The 13,494-nt window shown below is 68.5% G+C and carries 12 protein-coding genes and 1 pseudogene; 10 read left to right on the top strand and 3 right to left on the bottom strand.

What is annotated here, in order from left to right:
* Nucleotides 1-50 precede the first annotated feature (50 nt).
* Nucleotides 51-1,151 (top strand): Gfo/Idh/MocA family protein, encoded by a 1,101-nt coding sequence (locus ACFPJ1_RS35135; protein WP_380110615.1) that lies wholly within the window; start codon nt 51-53, stop codon nt 1,149-1,151.
* 18 nt (nt 1,152-1,169) lie between these two features.
* Here ACFPJ1_RS35135 and ACFPJ1_RS35130 read toward each other — a convergent pair whose 3' ends face one another.
* Nucleotides 1,170-1,868 carry a TetR/AcrR family transcriptional regulator gene (locus ACFPJ1_RS35130; RefSeq protein ID WP_380110614.1) on the bottom strand — a complete coding sequence of 233 codons (699 nt, stop codon included), beginning with the start codon at nt 1,866-1,868 and terminating at the stop codon, nt 1,170-1,172.
* A gap of 79 nt (nt 1,869-1,947) precedes the next feature.
* On the opposite strand from ACFPJ1_RS35130, the gene ACFPJ1_RS35125 reads away from it, so the two are divergent.
* The 9 genes and pseudogenes from ACFPJ1_RS35125 to ACFPJ1_RS35085 all read left to right on the top strand — a co-directional run bounded on the left by ACFPJ1_RS35125 (nt 1,948) and on the right by ACFPJ1_RS35085 (nt 11,267).
* Nucleotides 1,948-2,661 carry an SDR family NAD(P)-dependent oxidoreductase gene (locus tag ACFPJ1_RS35125; RefSeq protein WP_380110613.1) on the top strand — a complete coding sequence of 238 codons (714 nt, stop codon included), beginning with the start codon at nt 1,948-1,950 and terminating at the stop codon, nt 2,659-2,661.
* 35 nt (nt 2,662-2,696) lie between these two features.
* Nucleotides 2,697-3,038 carry a VOC family protein gene (locus tag ACFPJ1_RS35120; RefSeq protein WP_380110612.1) on the top strand — a complete coding sequence of 114 codons (342 nt, stop codon included), beginning with the start codon at nt 2,697-2,699 and terminating at the stop codon, nt 3,036-3,038.
* Between the two features lie 70 nt (nt 3,039-3,108).
* A complete protein-coding gene (locus tag ACFPJ1_RS35115; RefSeq protein WP_380110611.1) occupies nt 3,109-4,737 on the top strand; it encodes a long-chain fatty acid--CoA ligase in 1,629 nt (542 codons plus the stop codon).
* 114 nt (nt 4,738-4,851) lie between these two features.
* On the top strand, nt 4,852-5,733 hold the full coding sequence (rfbA, locus tag ACFPJ1_RS35110; RefSeq protein WP_380110610.1) for a glucose-1-phosphate thymidylyltransferase RfbA: 882 nt from the start codon (nt 4,852-4,854) through the stop codon (nt 5,731-5,733).
* Nucleotides 5,734-5,985: 252 nt separating this feature from the next.
* Nucleotides 5,986-8,478, top strand: a complete 2,493-nt coding sequence (locus ACFPJ1_RS35105; protein ID WP_380110609.1) for a DNA polymerase III subunit gamma and tau — start codon at nt 5,986-5,988, stop codon at nt 8,476-8,478.
* A gap of 362 nt (nt 8,479-8,840) precedes the next feature.
* Nucleotides 8,841-9,110, top strand: a pseudogene (locus ACFPJ1_RS43385) (YbaB/EbfC family nucleoid-associated protein); the annotation flags it as partial.
* A 136-nt stretch (nt 9,111-9,246) separates the two neighbouring features.
* Nucleotides 9,247-9,846: a recombination mediator RecR gene (gene recR, locus ACFPJ1_RS35095; RefSeq protein ID WP_380110607.1), complete on the top strand. Its 600-nt coding sequence runs from the start codon at nt 9,247-9,249 to the stop codon at nt 9,844-9,846.
* Nucleotides 9,839-10,495, top strand: a complete 657-nt coding sequence (locus ACFPJ1_RS35090) for a DUF5063 domain-containing protein (RefSeq protein WP_380110606.1) — start codon at nt 9,839-9,841, stop codon at nt 10,493-10,495. The genes recR and ACFPJ1_RS35090 overlap by 8 nt, the downstream gene beginning before the upstream one ends.
* Nucleotides 10,496-10,610: 115 nt before the next feature.
* Nucleotides 10,611-11,267 (top strand): hypothetical protein, encoded by a 657-nt coding sequence (locus tag ACFPJ1_RS35085; RefSeq protein ID WP_380110605.1) that lies wholly within the window; start codon nt 10,611-10,613, stop codon nt 11,265-11,267.
* On the opposite strand, the gene add is transcribed toward ACFPJ1_RS35085, so the two are convergent.
* Both add and dinB read right to left on the bottom strand, forming a co-directional pair.
* Nucleotides 11,252-12,235: an adenosine deaminase gene (gene add, locus ACFPJ1_RS35080; protein ID WP_380110604.1), complete on the bottom strand. Its 984-nt coding sequence runs from the start codon at nt 12,233-12,235 to the stop codon at nt 11,252-11,254. The two genes, ACFPJ1_RS35085 and add, sit on opposite strands and share 16 nt — an antisense overlap.
* A 31-nt stretch (nt 12,236-12,266) precedes the next feature.
* The gene (gene dinB / locus ACFPJ1_RS35075; protein WP_380110603.1) at nt 12,267-13,466 is read right to left on the bottom strand and encodes a DNA polymerase IV; all 1,200 of its coding nucleotides are present in this window, start codon (nt 13,464-13,466) and stop codon (nt 12,267-12,269) included.
* Nucleotides 13,467-13,494 lie beyond the last annotated feature (28 nt).

Below are 13,494 nucleotides of genomic sequence, written 5' to 3'. Positions count from 1 at the left end.
GGCGGCGGGGGGAGAATGCTCCGGCGGGGACGGAACGATGAAGGGGCGACATGGCGACACTTCCACAAGACAACGCCAGGCCGGGGCGGTACGGGATCGTCGGGAGCGGCTGGCGCACCGGCTTCTTCCACCGACTGGCGGAAGCGATGCCGGAAAGGTTCACAGTCAGCGGAGTCGTCACCCGTACCGCGGAACGCGGCCAGGAGGTGGAACGCGAGTGGCGCGTCCCCACCTACCGCTCGGTGGGCGAGTTGGCGGCGGACAAGCCGGACTTCGTGATCGTCTCCGTGCCGTGGGACGTCACTCCGCGCGTGACCAGGGAACTCGTTGCCCTCGGCATCCCGGTACTGAGCGAGACTCCGCCCGCGCCGGATCTCGACGGTTTGCACCGGCTCTGGTCGGACGTCGGCGCGACCGGGCTCGTCCAGGTGGCCGAGCAGAATCCGTTCCTGTCGTCACATGCTGCGCAGGCGGCGCTGATCGACTCGGGAGCGCTCGGCCAGGTCACGTCGGTCCAGTTGTCGTCCACGCACCTTTACCACGCGCTGGCAGTCGTCCGCCGACTGCTCGACGCGGGGCGCGGGCCGGCCACGGTCCACGCCAGCAAGTTCGTCGCGCCGCTGGCCGACCCGATGGTTCGTGACGGCTGGTCGGGCAACGACGAGCCGAAGGAGGCCACCACCACGCTGGCGACGATCGACTTCGGAGACGGCCGGACGGCGCTCTACGACTTCACCGACAACCAGTGGCACAACCCGCTCCGCCAGAACCGCATCGTGATCCGCGGCAGCCGGGGTGAACTGGTCGACGACCGCCTCATTCGCCTCGCCGACGCCACCACGGTTGTGGAGTCACGCCTGTTCCGCCGCCAGACCGGCATCGACCTCAACCTGGAAGGTTTCGCTCTGGACCACCTGTCGCTCGACGGGCAGGTGCTCTATCGCAACCCCTTCCCGGACGTGCGACTGGCCGACGAGGACATTTCGATCGCGACCCTGCTCGACCGGATGACGGCCTTCGCCCGCGGCGACGGACCGCCGCCGTACCCACTGGCCGAGGCCTCCCAGGACCACCTCCTCGCCCTGGCCATCGAGGAGTCCGCCCGCACTGGCCAACCGGTAGCAACAAAAGCCGAGCCGTGGTCGGGGTGATCTCAGGAACCGCGGCGGTCAGGAGTTGGGAATAGCGGCATCCACCAGAGCGGCGGCCACCGTGCGAGCGGTGTTGTCCGCTGTTCTGTCGTTGTCGAGCCAGGCGCTGATACCCGAACCGTCATAGAGCAGTACCAACTGCTGGGCGAGCAGTCTGGGGTCCTTGGCGCCGGCCTCGGTCGCGAGATCCAGGAACAGGCTGTGCACCCAGTCCCGGTAGTTGTGTGATGCCTCCTCGACCGCCGGGATGTTCGGCGCGTCCGCGTTGGCGCTGATGAACGCACACCCGCGGAACGCCGGATCGGCGAACGACAACCCCTGTACTTCGAAGACGCCGACGAGTCGCTCCTTGGCGGTCGCGTACCGCGCCTCGAGTTCCCGGCTCATCCCGTTGCTGGTCGCGTCGTGCCGCGCCTGCAGGTAGGCCCGGATCAGGCCCTCCTTGTTGCCGAATGCGCTGTAGAGCGTGGCCTTCGCCACCCCGGCGTGCTCGATCACCCGGTCGATGCCGACCGCCTGGATGCCCTCGGCGTAGAACAACTCGTTCGCCGCGGCCAGCAATCGCGCCTTGGCCGCCGCGCTCCGCTCCTTGGGAGACGGCGCCTTCGCAGCCGGGGATTGCGCCTTCGCGCCCGGCGCGGTCGCCTTCGCGCCCGGGCTCTTCGCGGCCCGGTCTTTCGTGGGCTGCGTCTCGGCGGCTGGTGACTTGGCAGACATGTCTTTGACTTTAGCAGACAGGTCTGTCTAGTATCCAAATCATACAGACAGACCTGTCTGCCTTACAAAGGAGAAGCTCATGGCAGAGACCGCACTCGTCACCGGTGCCACCTCCGGGATCGGCCGGGCGATCGCGCTCCGGCTGGGAGCCGCTGGGATGGAAGTGCTGGTCCACGGGCGGGATGCCGCCCGTGGCGCCGAGACCGTGAAGACGATCGCCGACGCCGGCGGCAAGGCGCGTTTCGTCGCCGCGGATCTCACCGACGCCGCCGCCGTCCAGCGGCTCGCGGAAGAGACCGGTGAGGTGGACGTGCTGGTCAACAACGGCGGGTTCTCCCTCTTCGGTCCGACGGCCGAGCTCACGGCCGATCGCGTCGACTCGCTGTTCGCCGCCAACGTGCGCGCGCCGTACCTGCTGGTCGGGGCGTTCGCGCCGGGCATGGCGGCTCGCGGTACCGGGAGCATCGTGAACATCGGCAGCATGGCCGGCCAGGTCGGGCTGCCGGGTGGTGCCGCGTACGGCGCGACCAAGGCGGCGCTGTCGTCGATGACGCGGGCCTGGGCGGCCGAGTTCAGCCCGCGCAACGTCCGGGTCAATCTCGTTGCCCCCGGCCCGGTTTACACCGACGGCGGGGACGCCGACTTCATCAAGTCCCTCGGCAGCACGACCGCGATGGACCGTGCCGCCGAGCCCCGGGAGATCGCCGAGGTCGTCGCCTTCCTCGCCTCGCCCGCCGCCAGTTACGTCACCGGAGCCACCGTCCCGGTCGACGGCGGCCGCACCGCTATCTGACCGCCTTTATCCCCTCAGGAAAGGGAAGTATCGCCATGAGTACGAGTTCCGTGATCGGGCTGAGCATCGACACTGCCGACGTCGGCAAGCTGGCGGCGTTCTGGGCTGAGACGCTCGGATCGAGCGTCAACCCCGGCGCGACGGCCGAGTTCGCCGCCGTCGACGGCTCACCCCGACTGACCTTCCATCAGGTGCCAGAAGGTAAGCAGGTGAAGAACCGGCTGCACCTGGACCTGCTGAGTAAGGAGTTCGACGCAGAGCTCGACCGGCTGCTCGGACTCGGCGCGGCCCAGGTCAACGAAGTACGGCAGGGCGGCGCGCACTGGATCACCCTCGCCGACCCCGAGGGCAACGAGTTCGACCTGATCGAAGGCTAGGCCGTCGGCCATGCTCTCGCGCCGCGCGGGAGCATGGCCAAGCCGACAGCGGGGCTGGCAGAGTGTGGTCATGAAAGGTCTGATGCAGGACTTCCCGTTGTCGCTGGACTCGATCTTCCGGCGGGCTGAGCAGCATTTCCCGGACAAGACCGTGCATACCGGCGGACCCGCGCCCACCACGACGACGTACGCCGAGTGGGCGGCGCGGACCAGGCGGCTGGGCGGGGTGCTCGACACACTCGGCATCAGTGCGGACGGGCGCGTCGGGACGTTCGCCTGGAACTCCGGACGCCACCTCGAGCTGTACTTCGCCGCGCCGTGCACCGGGCGGGTCCTGCACACCCTGAACATCAGGCTGTTCCCCGACCAGGTCGTCTACATCGCGAACCACGCCGAGGACGAGGTCGTCTTCGTCGACCGGTCGCTGCTCGGGCTGTTCCTCCCGCTGCTCGACCGGTTGCCGCTGGTCCGGCAGGTCGTGGTGATGGACGACCTGCCGGCCGGAGCCCCGGGAGTGGAGGTGCCGGACGACCAGCGGTTCCACGACTACGAGGAGCTCCTCGCGGCGGCCGAGCCGGTCGAGTTCCACGTCGAGGACGAGAACCAGGCCGCGGCGATGTGCTACACGAGCGGTACGACGGGCAACCCCAAGGGCGTCGTGTACTCGCACCGCTCGACCTGGCTGCACTCGATCGGCGTCCTCACCAACGCCGGGATCGGGCTGACCGAGACCGACACGGTGATGCCGGTGGTGCCGATGTTCCACGCGAACGCCTGGGGTCTCGCGCACGCGGCTCCGATGGCCGGCGCCAACCTCGTGTTCCCGGGGCCGGACATGACTCCACAGGGGATCCTCAAGCTGCTGCAGGAGCAGGAGGTGACCCTGGCCGCGGGCGTTCCGACCATCTGGCAGGGGTTGCTGCCGCTGCTCGACGGAGTGGAGCTGCCGAAGCTGCGGCGAGTCCCGTGCGGCGGTTCCGCAGTACCGCAGGCGCTGTCGGAGGCGTTTCGGGAGAAGCTCGGGAAGCCGATCCTGCAGGCGTGGGGGATGACCGAGACGAGCCCGGTCGCCACTGCGGCGCACGTTCCGGCTCGCTTCGACGACCTGCCAGAGGACAAGAAGGCCCGGCTCCGTGCCCGGCAAGGCCAGCCGCTACCGGGTGTCGAAGTACGGATCGTCGAGCCTGGGTCGATCACGCCGCTGCCGTGGAATGACGAGGCGACTGGTGAGCTGCAGGTGCGGGGTCCCTGGATCGCGGCCGAGTACTACCGGCCCGACGAAGGTGTCGAGCTGAACACCGAGGACGGCTGGATGAAGACGGGCGACGTCGCGGCGATCGACCAATTCGGCTCGGTGCGGCTGGTCGACCGGACGAAGGACCTGGTGAAGTCCGGTGGCGAGTGGATCAGCTCGGTGGAGCTGGAGAACCTGCTGATGGCGCACCCGGCGATCAAGGAGGCGGCCGTCATCGGCGTACGGCACCCGAAGTGGGACGAGCGGCCGTTGGCATGCGTGGTACTGCAGGAGGGCGAGACCGCGACGTCGGCGGAGATCCTGGCCTACCTCGAGCCGCTGGTGGCGAAGTGGTGGCTGCCGGACGCGGTCGAGTTCATCGACGAGGTCCCGAAGACAAGCGTCGGCAAGTTCTCCAAGAAGGACCTCCGCACCCGCTTCGCCGACTACCACCTGGAGAGCTAGAAGTACTCGGCCTGGACGTTGGCGACGTTCCGGCCGAGCGATCGCAGCGGTGGTGAGGGTTGAGACACCAAGACGGGACTTCGATCGGAGGAGCGCGGCGGTATTGTCGCCGGAATGCGAGGGATCATCCTGGCCGGCGGTGACGGGACGCGGCTGCACCCGTTGACGATGGGGCTCAGCAAGCAGTTGTTGCCGGTGTACGACAAGCCGATGATCTACTACCCGTTGTCGACGCTGATCCTGGCGAACATCCGCGAGGTGCTGGTGATCACCCGGCCCGAGGACACCGCGCAGTTCCAGCGGTTGCTCGGCGACGGTTCGCAGTTCGGGATGGAGCTCTCGTACGCCGAACAGCCGGCGCCCGAGGGGCTCGCCCAGGCGTTCCTGATCGGGGAGTCGTTCATCGGGTCCGAGTCGGTCGCGCTCGCGCTCGGCGACAACATCTTCTACGGACCCGGCCTCGGGTTGCACCTGCAGCGGTTCAACGAGGTGGACGGCGGGGTGATCTTCGCGTACCGGGTGGCGGACCCGTCGGCGTACGGCGTGGTCGAGTTCGACGACGACGGGCGGGCGCTGAGCCTCGAGGAGAAACCCGACCGACCGAAGAGCAAGTACGCCGTACCGGGGCTGTACTTCTACTCCAGCGATGTCGTCGAGATCGCCAAGGAGATCAAGCCGTCGGATCGTGGCGAGCTGGAGATCACGGCGATCAACGCGAGCTACCTGGAGCAGAAGAGGCTGCAGGTCGAAGTACTTCCGCGCGGTACTGCGTGGCTCGACACCGGGACGTTCGACGCGTTGATGGCGGCCGGCGAGTTCGTCCGCGCGGTGGAGACGCGGCAGGGCCAGAAGATCAGCTGCCCTGAGGAGATCGCCTGGCGCCGGGGCTTCATCGACGACGCCGGCCTGCAGCGCTGCGCCGACAACCACACCAAGTCCGGCTACGGCGACTACCTCCTCTCAGTCCTGGAGGAAGGCCGCCGCTCAGCCCCATGACGGACGAGGGCTGGAATGACGACCTGTTGCCGTGCTTGCCAGGAGCAGTACTGCTACCGCCTGAGCCACCTTGCGGCGCTTGGCTGCGGGTTCCGCTCGTACCGTCCGAATACCTGACCTTTCATGGTCCACCCCCGGTTGTCAGTCCCCAGCGCCCTTTCGATGTCCCGGATCGCGCAGAAGTTCAGGGCGCCGTACGGGGGGTGAGGGCGTGGGGAGGAAATGTCGGGGGTCGGCGCTAGGGTTGCCGTCGTGGAAGCACCCCTAGCGTTGTACCGCCGGTATCGCCCGGAGAACTTCTCCGAGGTGATCGGGCAGGACCATGTCACCGTTCCGCTGCGGAACGCGCTGAGCAACAACCGGGTGAACCACGCCTACCTGTTCTCCGGCCCACGCGGCTGCGGCAAGACCACCAGCGCCCGGATCCTGGCCCGCGCGATCAACTGCGAGAAGGGTCCGATCGCCGAGCCGTGCGGGGTCTGCAAGTCCTGTACCGACCTGGCCCGCGGCGGCCCCGGCTCCATCGACGTGATCGAGATCGACGCCGCCTCGCACGGCGGCGTCGACGACGCGCGCGACCTGCGCGAGCGGGCCTTCTTCTCGCCGGTCGAGAGCCGCTACAAGATCTACATCATCGACGAGGCCCACATGGTCTCCACGCAGGGCTTCAACGCCCTGCTGAAGCTGGTCGAGGAGCCCCCGCCGCACCTGAAGTTCATCTTCGCGACGACCGAGCCGGACAAGGTGATCGGGACGATCCGGTCCCGGACCCACCACTACCCGTTCCGCCTGTTGCCGCCGAAGCTGCTCGCCGACTACATGGCGACCCTGTGCGAGGCCGAGGGCGTCACGATCGCGCCGGCCGTGCTGCCGCTGGTGGTCCGGGCCGGTGCCGGCTCGGTGCGTGACTCGCTGAGCGTGCTGGACCAGTTGATCGGCGGTGCCGACTCGGACGGCGTCACGTATCAGCTGGCCGTGCAGTTGCTCGGGTTCACGCCGGACTCGCTGCTCGACGCCTGTGTCGACGGATTCGCCGCGCATGACAGCAAGGCCGTCTTCGAGACGATCGAGAAGGTCATCGAGACCGGGCAGGACCCGAAGCGTTTCGCCGAGGACCTGCTCCGCCGGCTGCGCGACCTGGTGATCCTGTCGGCTGTTCCGAACGCGGTCGCCTCCGGGCTGATCGAAGCCGCCGAGGACCAGGGCGAGCGCCTCCAGACCCAGGCAGCCGGAATTGGCCCCGCCGAACTGACTCGAGCCGCCGACATCGTCGCCGCCGGCCTCCTGGAGATGCGCGGAGCCACCGCCCCACGCCTCCAACTGGAACTGATCTGCGCCAAGGTCCTCCTCCCAGGCGCCGACGACTCCACCAACGGCATCCAGGCCCGCCTGGACCGGATGGAGCGCCGCCTGACCATCAGCGGTGCCCCAGCCGGTACTGCGCCGGCGGCTCCTTCGCCTCAGCCGCAGGCGACTCCGCAGGCGCAGACACCCCCGGCTTCTCAGCCATCGGCTCCGGCGCGGCCACAAACGCCGGACCTGTCACACGCGCCGGACCAGTCACAGGCACCGAGCCAGCCCCAGGCAGCGGGCCGGCAACAGGCACCGGCGGGTGGTCGGTCCCAGAGCGCCTCGCAATCCGCGCCCCCCGCTGCCCAGGCACCGGTCGACAACTCCGGATCGCGCTCCGGGGCGTGGGGAGACGAACCCGCGCCCAGCTCCGCACAGTCGTCCGGGCGGTCGACCGCTTCAGCTCCGAGCACTCCCGCCGCAAGCGCTCCCGCTCCGTCTGCTCCCAGTGCCCCTGCTCCCAGTGCCCCTGCTCCCAGTGCCGTGCCGGCATCATCGGGGTCGGTGGGGTTGGCTGACGTGCGGCGGCTCTGGCCGGAGATTCTCGAGGCGGTCAAGGCCAAGCGCCGGTTCGCCTGGATCATGCTGAGCCAGAACGCGCAGGTCATCGCGATCGACGAGCAGACCCTCACGCTGGGGCTGGTGAACGCCGGTGCTCGGGAGAGTTTCGCGCGGTCCGGCAGCGACGAGATCCTGCGGCAGGCGATGATCGACACCATCGGTCTGAATCGCCGGGTCGAGGCTGTCGTCGACCCGTCCAGTGATCCCGGTGCGGCCCCGCCCGCGGCGCCGCCACCGCCGAGTTCGCCACCCTCCTCCTGGGATGCGGCGCCTCCGGCCGGTCCGCCTGCCGGTGGATCCGGCAGCACTGCTCCCGTCGGCGGCTCGGATGCGCCCACGAACAACGGGTCAGGTGCAGGTCCCGCTGGCAACCACTCGCAAGCCGGTACTGCGGACGCTCCCGCCGCGGGTGCTGCTGTTGATGGCGCGGCTGCCACCGCGGTGCAGTCGCCGGTGGCGACAGGCGCGCAGGCGGCGGGCGCGGGCACGCAGGCGGTCGCCGTACAGGATGCTCCGGCGGTGAACGATGAGGCCGGGCTTCCGTCGGATCAGCAGGCTGGGGGACCGCCGGCACCGTCAGCCAATCCGGAACAGCTCACCGCAGACCGCCGGGAACAAGCCGCCAGCAAGCGTCGCGCAGCCGAGGCGGCCGTTGCGGCCGAGCAGAGTCGGCGCGCCGCTCAGGTCGAGGTCGAGGAAGCTCCCCTCACCCCCGAGGAAGAAGCCGAGGCGATCGGGGAGGACGACGTGGTCCTCGAAGAGGACTCCCGCAGCCACACCGACCTGCTCCGCGAGACCCTCGGCGCCCAGATCATCACCGAAGAACCCAACTGACCCTTCAGCCCACGACCGCGTCGCGCCCCGCGCCGGATGCCTGGAGAAGAGCTTCGGTGTGAACTTCTGCTGAATTCACAGGTTCTCGGTGTTCATCCACAGTATGAACGGAAGCCGGGGATCAAACGGCAGGCGGAAAGGGCGACGGCGCGCGACCAGTCATCCACAACCTGTGGATAAAGGTGTCCACAAGTTGTGGACAAGCCTTGGGAGACTTATCGGTTTCCGGGTCCGGGTGACCGGCGGGCGGGGTTGTCCGGGCGACCGGCTAGGCTCGGGGAGCAAGTGGAACTGGGAAGCAGTTCGGACGGGAGATCGCGGTGTTCGACGGTGGCGGTTCGCAGGGCGCTGGTGGCTTCGACATGTCCGACCTGCTGGCTCAGGCGCAGGCGATGCAGAACCAGTTGATGGAGGCCCAGGCCAACCTGGAGAGCCAGGAGATCGAGGGCTCCGCGGGTGGTGGGCTGGTGACCGCGTTGGTGTCCGGCACGGGCGAGCTGCTCAGCCTGACGATCCACCCCCAGGCGGTCGACCCCGACGATACCGAGACCCTGGCCGACCTGATCGTCGCCGCGGTCCGGGACGCCTCGGAGAACGCCAAGGAGGTCGCGGCCCGGGCGATGGGCCCGCTGGCCGGCGGTCTTGGTGGCGGTCTGCCCGGCCTCGGCGGCCCGGCGGATGACGACGCGGCCGAAGGTGGCCGTCCGGGGATCGGGTTCACGAACCCCGGTGGCACGACCGGTCTGCCCGGTCAGAACCCGGGCTGACGTGTACGAAGGGGCCGTCCAGGACCTCATCGACGAGCTCGGCCGGCTCCCCGGCGTCGGTCCGAAGTCCGCACAGCGCATCGCGTTCCACCTGCTCTCCGCCGACGAGACCGACGTACGGCGTCTCGCGCACGTGCTCGTGCAGGTGAAGGAGAGGGTCAAGTTCTGTGAGATCTGCGGCAACGTCTCGGAGGAGACGCTGTGCCGGATCTGCCGCGACCCGCGTCGCGACCTCGCGCTGATCTGCGTGGTCGAGGAGGCCAAGGACGTCGTGGCGATCGAGCGGACCCGCGAGTTCCGCGGCCGCTACCACGTCCTCGGCGGCGCGATCTCGCCGATCGAGGGGATCGGACCGGACGAGCTGCGGATCAGGGAATTGATGCAGCGGCTCGCCAGCGGAGAGGTGACCGAGATCATCCTGGCCACCGATCCGAACCTGGAGGGTGAGGCGACAGCCACCTACCTGAGCCGGTTGCTCCGGCCCATGGGGTTGCGCGTCACCCGTTTGGCTAGTGGACTTCCAGTAGGCGGTGATCTCGAGTACGCCGACGAGGTCACACTCGGACGGGCGTTTGAAGGGCGACGATCGATCGATGACTGAATCAACCGATAGTCCGGTGGACATCGCGGACCGGGCGCTCGCGACGGACAGCGAGGACCTGCTCGATTTCGCCGAGCAGATCGCTGACCAGGTCCAGAGCTTCCTGATCTCCGTGCGGGACATCGCCGCGCAGCCCGATGAGGACGGTATCGACGAGGGTCTCGCCTCGCTGCCGTACCTGCTGCTCGAGGTGAGCCAGTTGCTGCTCGCCGGCGGCCGGCTCGGCGCGTTCGAGGACTTCGTGCCGGAGGAGCGGTTCGAGAGCGACGCGGGCCCGGACCCGGACCTCGACGCGATGCGCGACCGCCTCGCGATCCTCTTCGAAGGCCTGGACGAGTACGCCGAGGTCTTCGACCCGTACGCCGCGCCGCCGGAGATCACCGTCAACCGGCTCTCCGACGATCTCACCGCGATCGCCACCGATCTGGTGCACGGCCTCGCCCACTACGAAGAGGGCCGGGTCGTCGAGGCGTTGTGGTGGTGGCAGTTCTCGTACGTCTCCACCTGGGGCGCGGCCGCGAGCGCAGTACTGCGGGCTATTCAGTCGCTGATCGCGCACGACCGGCTGGAGCCGGCCCACGACCCGGAGACCGAGGCGACCGACCGCGAGCTCGTCGAGGTCGCCGAAGAAGCCGTCCAGCGCCGCTGACCAGCGCGATCGAGCGAACCGCGGCCCACCCGATCACGAGGGTGGACCGCGGCGAGAGGCACGGTTATCCACAGCCGACTGCGCGGATAATCCCGGGAAGCGCTTGAATGTCCAGGTGTCCGTCTACGAAGTGATCAACCGGCTGCCGGAGATCGACAAGGTGCGCAGGCTGAGTCGTGCGCTGGCGATGCTCGACGCGGTGCTGAGTCCCGAACCCGAGTTCCGGTGCTACAGCTTCGACTCGCGCTGGTCACCCACCGAGGAGACGGCGTTGATGCGGAACGGATCGGGCGACGAGTACTCGATCGTGTTCTCACCCGAGGGTGCGATTGCGCAGGGCTTCGACCACGAGTCGCCGATGTCGCCCTGGCAGCACCCTTCGATGCAGTCGTGGCCCGGCTTGTTCATCGGTGTTCCGGACGAACTGGCGCCGGCCTTGGACGAGCCGGCCTTCCCGGACGAGCAGGGCAACCGCTCGGTGACCGTCTGCTTCTGGCGCACCCCCGTGGACGACCGGTGGCACTGCGGCCCGGTCGAGAACGCCGCCAAGGACGGCGCCGACTGGCTGTTCAACCTGCTGGCCGACGGCCGCCCCGAGGCCTATCTGTCGTTCGCCGAGGACTACTACGAGGTCCCGCTCGAGCTCGACGCCGTCCATCACGTCTACGCGCAGATGCCACTCACGGAAGAGATCGTCACCGCGCTGAACCCGGAGGTCCTGCTCAAGGACCTGAAGGACGATATCGCCGAGATCGGCTACCCGCGCCTCTGAATCCACTCGTCGACCCCGGCGAGGCCCGTCTCGATCAACGAAGCCGGCGCATCGCTGGTGGCGAGTGAGGTGCGGGCAATCTCGGCCAACTGTTCGTCTGACAGCCCGAGGGCGGATCGCGCGAGCTCGTACTCGTCGAACAGGCCGACGCTGAACATCAGCGGGTCATCAGCCCCGAGTGAGCACCGTACTCCGGCCGCGAGCAGCCGCGGCAACGGGTGCTCGGCGATCGAAGGCACCACCCCGAGCAGCAGGTTCGAGGTCAAACACACGTCGAGCGAGACTCCGCGCGAGGCCAAGAACTCCAGTACCAGGGGATCTTCGGCCGCGCGAACCCCGTGCGCGACGCGAGTGGCGCCAAGCTCCTCCACGGCAGCACGCACACTCTCCGGTCCGGCCAACTCGCCCGCGTGAGGTGCACAGGTCAACCCCGCATCCCGCGCGATCGCAAACGCCTTCGAGAACAACTCGGCCGGAGCGACCGTGTCATTGCCGGTCAACCCGAGCGCGTGAACACCACGACCGACATAGCGTGCCGCGTACCGGGCAAGATCCTCGGCGACCTCCGCGTCGGTGTGCCGCTGGGCCCCCATCGTCAACCCGAAGCCCACGCCGTATTCGAGGCCGGCGGCGAACCCCTCGTCCAGCACGAGCTCCATCACCTCATCAGGCGTTCCGAGCGGCGTGAAGACATGCGGATCGAAGTGCGGCTGCACCCAGACGACACCGTCGGCGGCCGCGTCCGCCACCACTTCACGAACCAACCGGCGCATGTTCTCCGGCCGCGCGGTGCACAACTGGAAGGATGCCAGGAAGCACTTCTGGAACCCGTCGAACCCCGTGAAGACGCGCGGATCCGGAACCGAAATCCCTTCCTGGGCTGAGAGTTCAGCCAACGTCGTCTGCCGCATCGCGCCCAGCAGATGGGTGTGCAATTCCGCCTTCGGCAACGCTCTCAGATCCCTCACCTCGGCACCCTATCCGGCGTCAGAGCCACCCTCAGTCCGGGAGCATCGGCATGGTCAGGCCCTGGTCCCGGCCAAGCAGGATCCCGCGGGTGACGGAGTTGACGCCGAACTTGTCCCGGACGTGATCGAGGGCGGAATCCAGTTCGTCGTTCGCGGCCTTGTCGAACGGCAGAGCCAGCTGAACGGTGCCCTCGTTCTCCAGGTTGGCGACCGAGATGCCGACCATCGTGATGCCCTGTTTCTCGATCAGGGGCCGCGCGGCCGCCAGCAGCGCGCGTGCGGTGATCAGGATGGCCCGGGTCTGACCAGTTGCCTGAGGCAACGTATGCGACCGGGTCGCCCGGCTGAAGTCGTCGAAGCGCAGCCGGAGCGTGACGGTTCGCCCGGCCCGCCCCGCCGACCGCATCCGTCGGGTCACCCGATCGACCAACCCGGCCAGTACTGCGTCCAGGGTCTCCGGTGACTTGGGGGATCGCCCGAGGGCGCGTTGCGAGCCGATCGAGCGCCGCCGCCGGCCGACCTCGATCGGCCGTGGGTCCCGGTTGTGCGCAAGCGCGTGCAGCTGCCGCCCCGAGGCCCGGCCGAGCATCGCGACCAGCGCCGCCTCCGGCAGGATCGCAACATCCCCGACCGTGGTCAGCCCCCGGTTGCGCAACTTCTCCGCGGTCACCTCGCCGACACCCCAGAGTCGCTCGACCGCCAACGGATGCAGGAATTCCAGCTCCTGGTCCGGCGGCACCACCAGTAGCCCGTCGGGCTTGGCGACTCCACTGGCCACCTTGGCGAGGAACTTCGTCCGGGCCACCCCAACCGTGATCGGCAGCCCCACCTGGGCCAGGACGTCGGAACGAAGGCGCCGGGCGATCTCGACCGGCGTACCGGCGATCTTGCGCAGGCCGCCGACGTCGAGGAAGGCCTCGTCGATCGACAACCCCTCCACCAGCGGGGTGGTGTTCTCGAAGACCTTGAAGACCGCCTTGCTCGCCTCGGAGTACGCCGACATACGGGGTTGCACGACGATCGCCTGCGGGCAGCGCCGGAACGCCTGGCCGCCGTTCATCGCGGTCCGCACGCCGTACGCCTTCGCCTCGTAACTGCAGGCCAGCACCACTCCGGCGCCGACGATCACCGGCCGGCCGCGCAGGCGTGGGTCGTCCCGCTGCTCGACCGACGCGTAGAACGCGTCCAGATCGGCATGCAGGATGTTCGCCTCGCCGCCCGACACGAACATATGTTCGCATACTCGTGGCCTGCAGAGA

This window comes from Kribbella qitaiheensis, assembly GCF_042657745.1.
Taxonomy (GTDB): Bacteria; Actinomycetota; Actinomycetes; order Propionibacteriales; family Kribbellaceae; genus Kribbella; species Kribbella qitaiheensis.
Note: the sequence above shows the minus strand (reverse complement) of the source record. Positions and strands in the feature narration are given on the sequence as shown.

Coding starts and splice junctions, on each gene's coding strand:
- ACFPJ1_RS35135 (WP_380110615.1), top strand. CDS start 51: ATGGCGACACTTCCACAAGACAACGCCAGGCCGGGGCGGTACGGGATC.
- ACFPJ1_RS35130 (WP_380110614.1), bottom strand. CDS start 1,868: ATGTCTGCCAAGTCACCAGCCGCCGAGACGCAGCCCACGAAAGACCGG.
- ACFPJ1_RS35125 (WP_380110613.1), top strand. CDS start 1,948: ATGGCAGAGACCGCACTCGTCACCGGTGCCACCTCCGGGATCGGCCGG.
- ACFPJ1_RS35120 (WP_380110612.1), top strand. CDS start 2,697: ATGAGTACGAGTTCCGTGATCGGGCTGAGCATCGACACTGCCGACGTC.
- ACFPJ1_RS35115 (WP_380110611.1), top strand. CDS start 3,109: ATGAAAGGTCTGATGCAGGACTTCCCGTTGTCGCTGGACTCGATCTTC.
- rfbA (WP_380110610.1), top strand. CDS start 4,852: ATGCGAGGGATCATCCTGGCCGGCGGTGACGGGACGCGGCTGCACCCG.
- ACFPJ1_RS35090 (WP_380110606.1), top strand. CDS start 9,839: ATGACTGAATCAACCGATAGTCCGGTGGACATCGCGGACCGGGCGCTC.
- dinB (WP_380110603.1), bottom strand. CDS start 13,466: ATGTTCGTGTCGGGCGGCGAGGCGAACATCCTGCATGCCGATCTGGAC.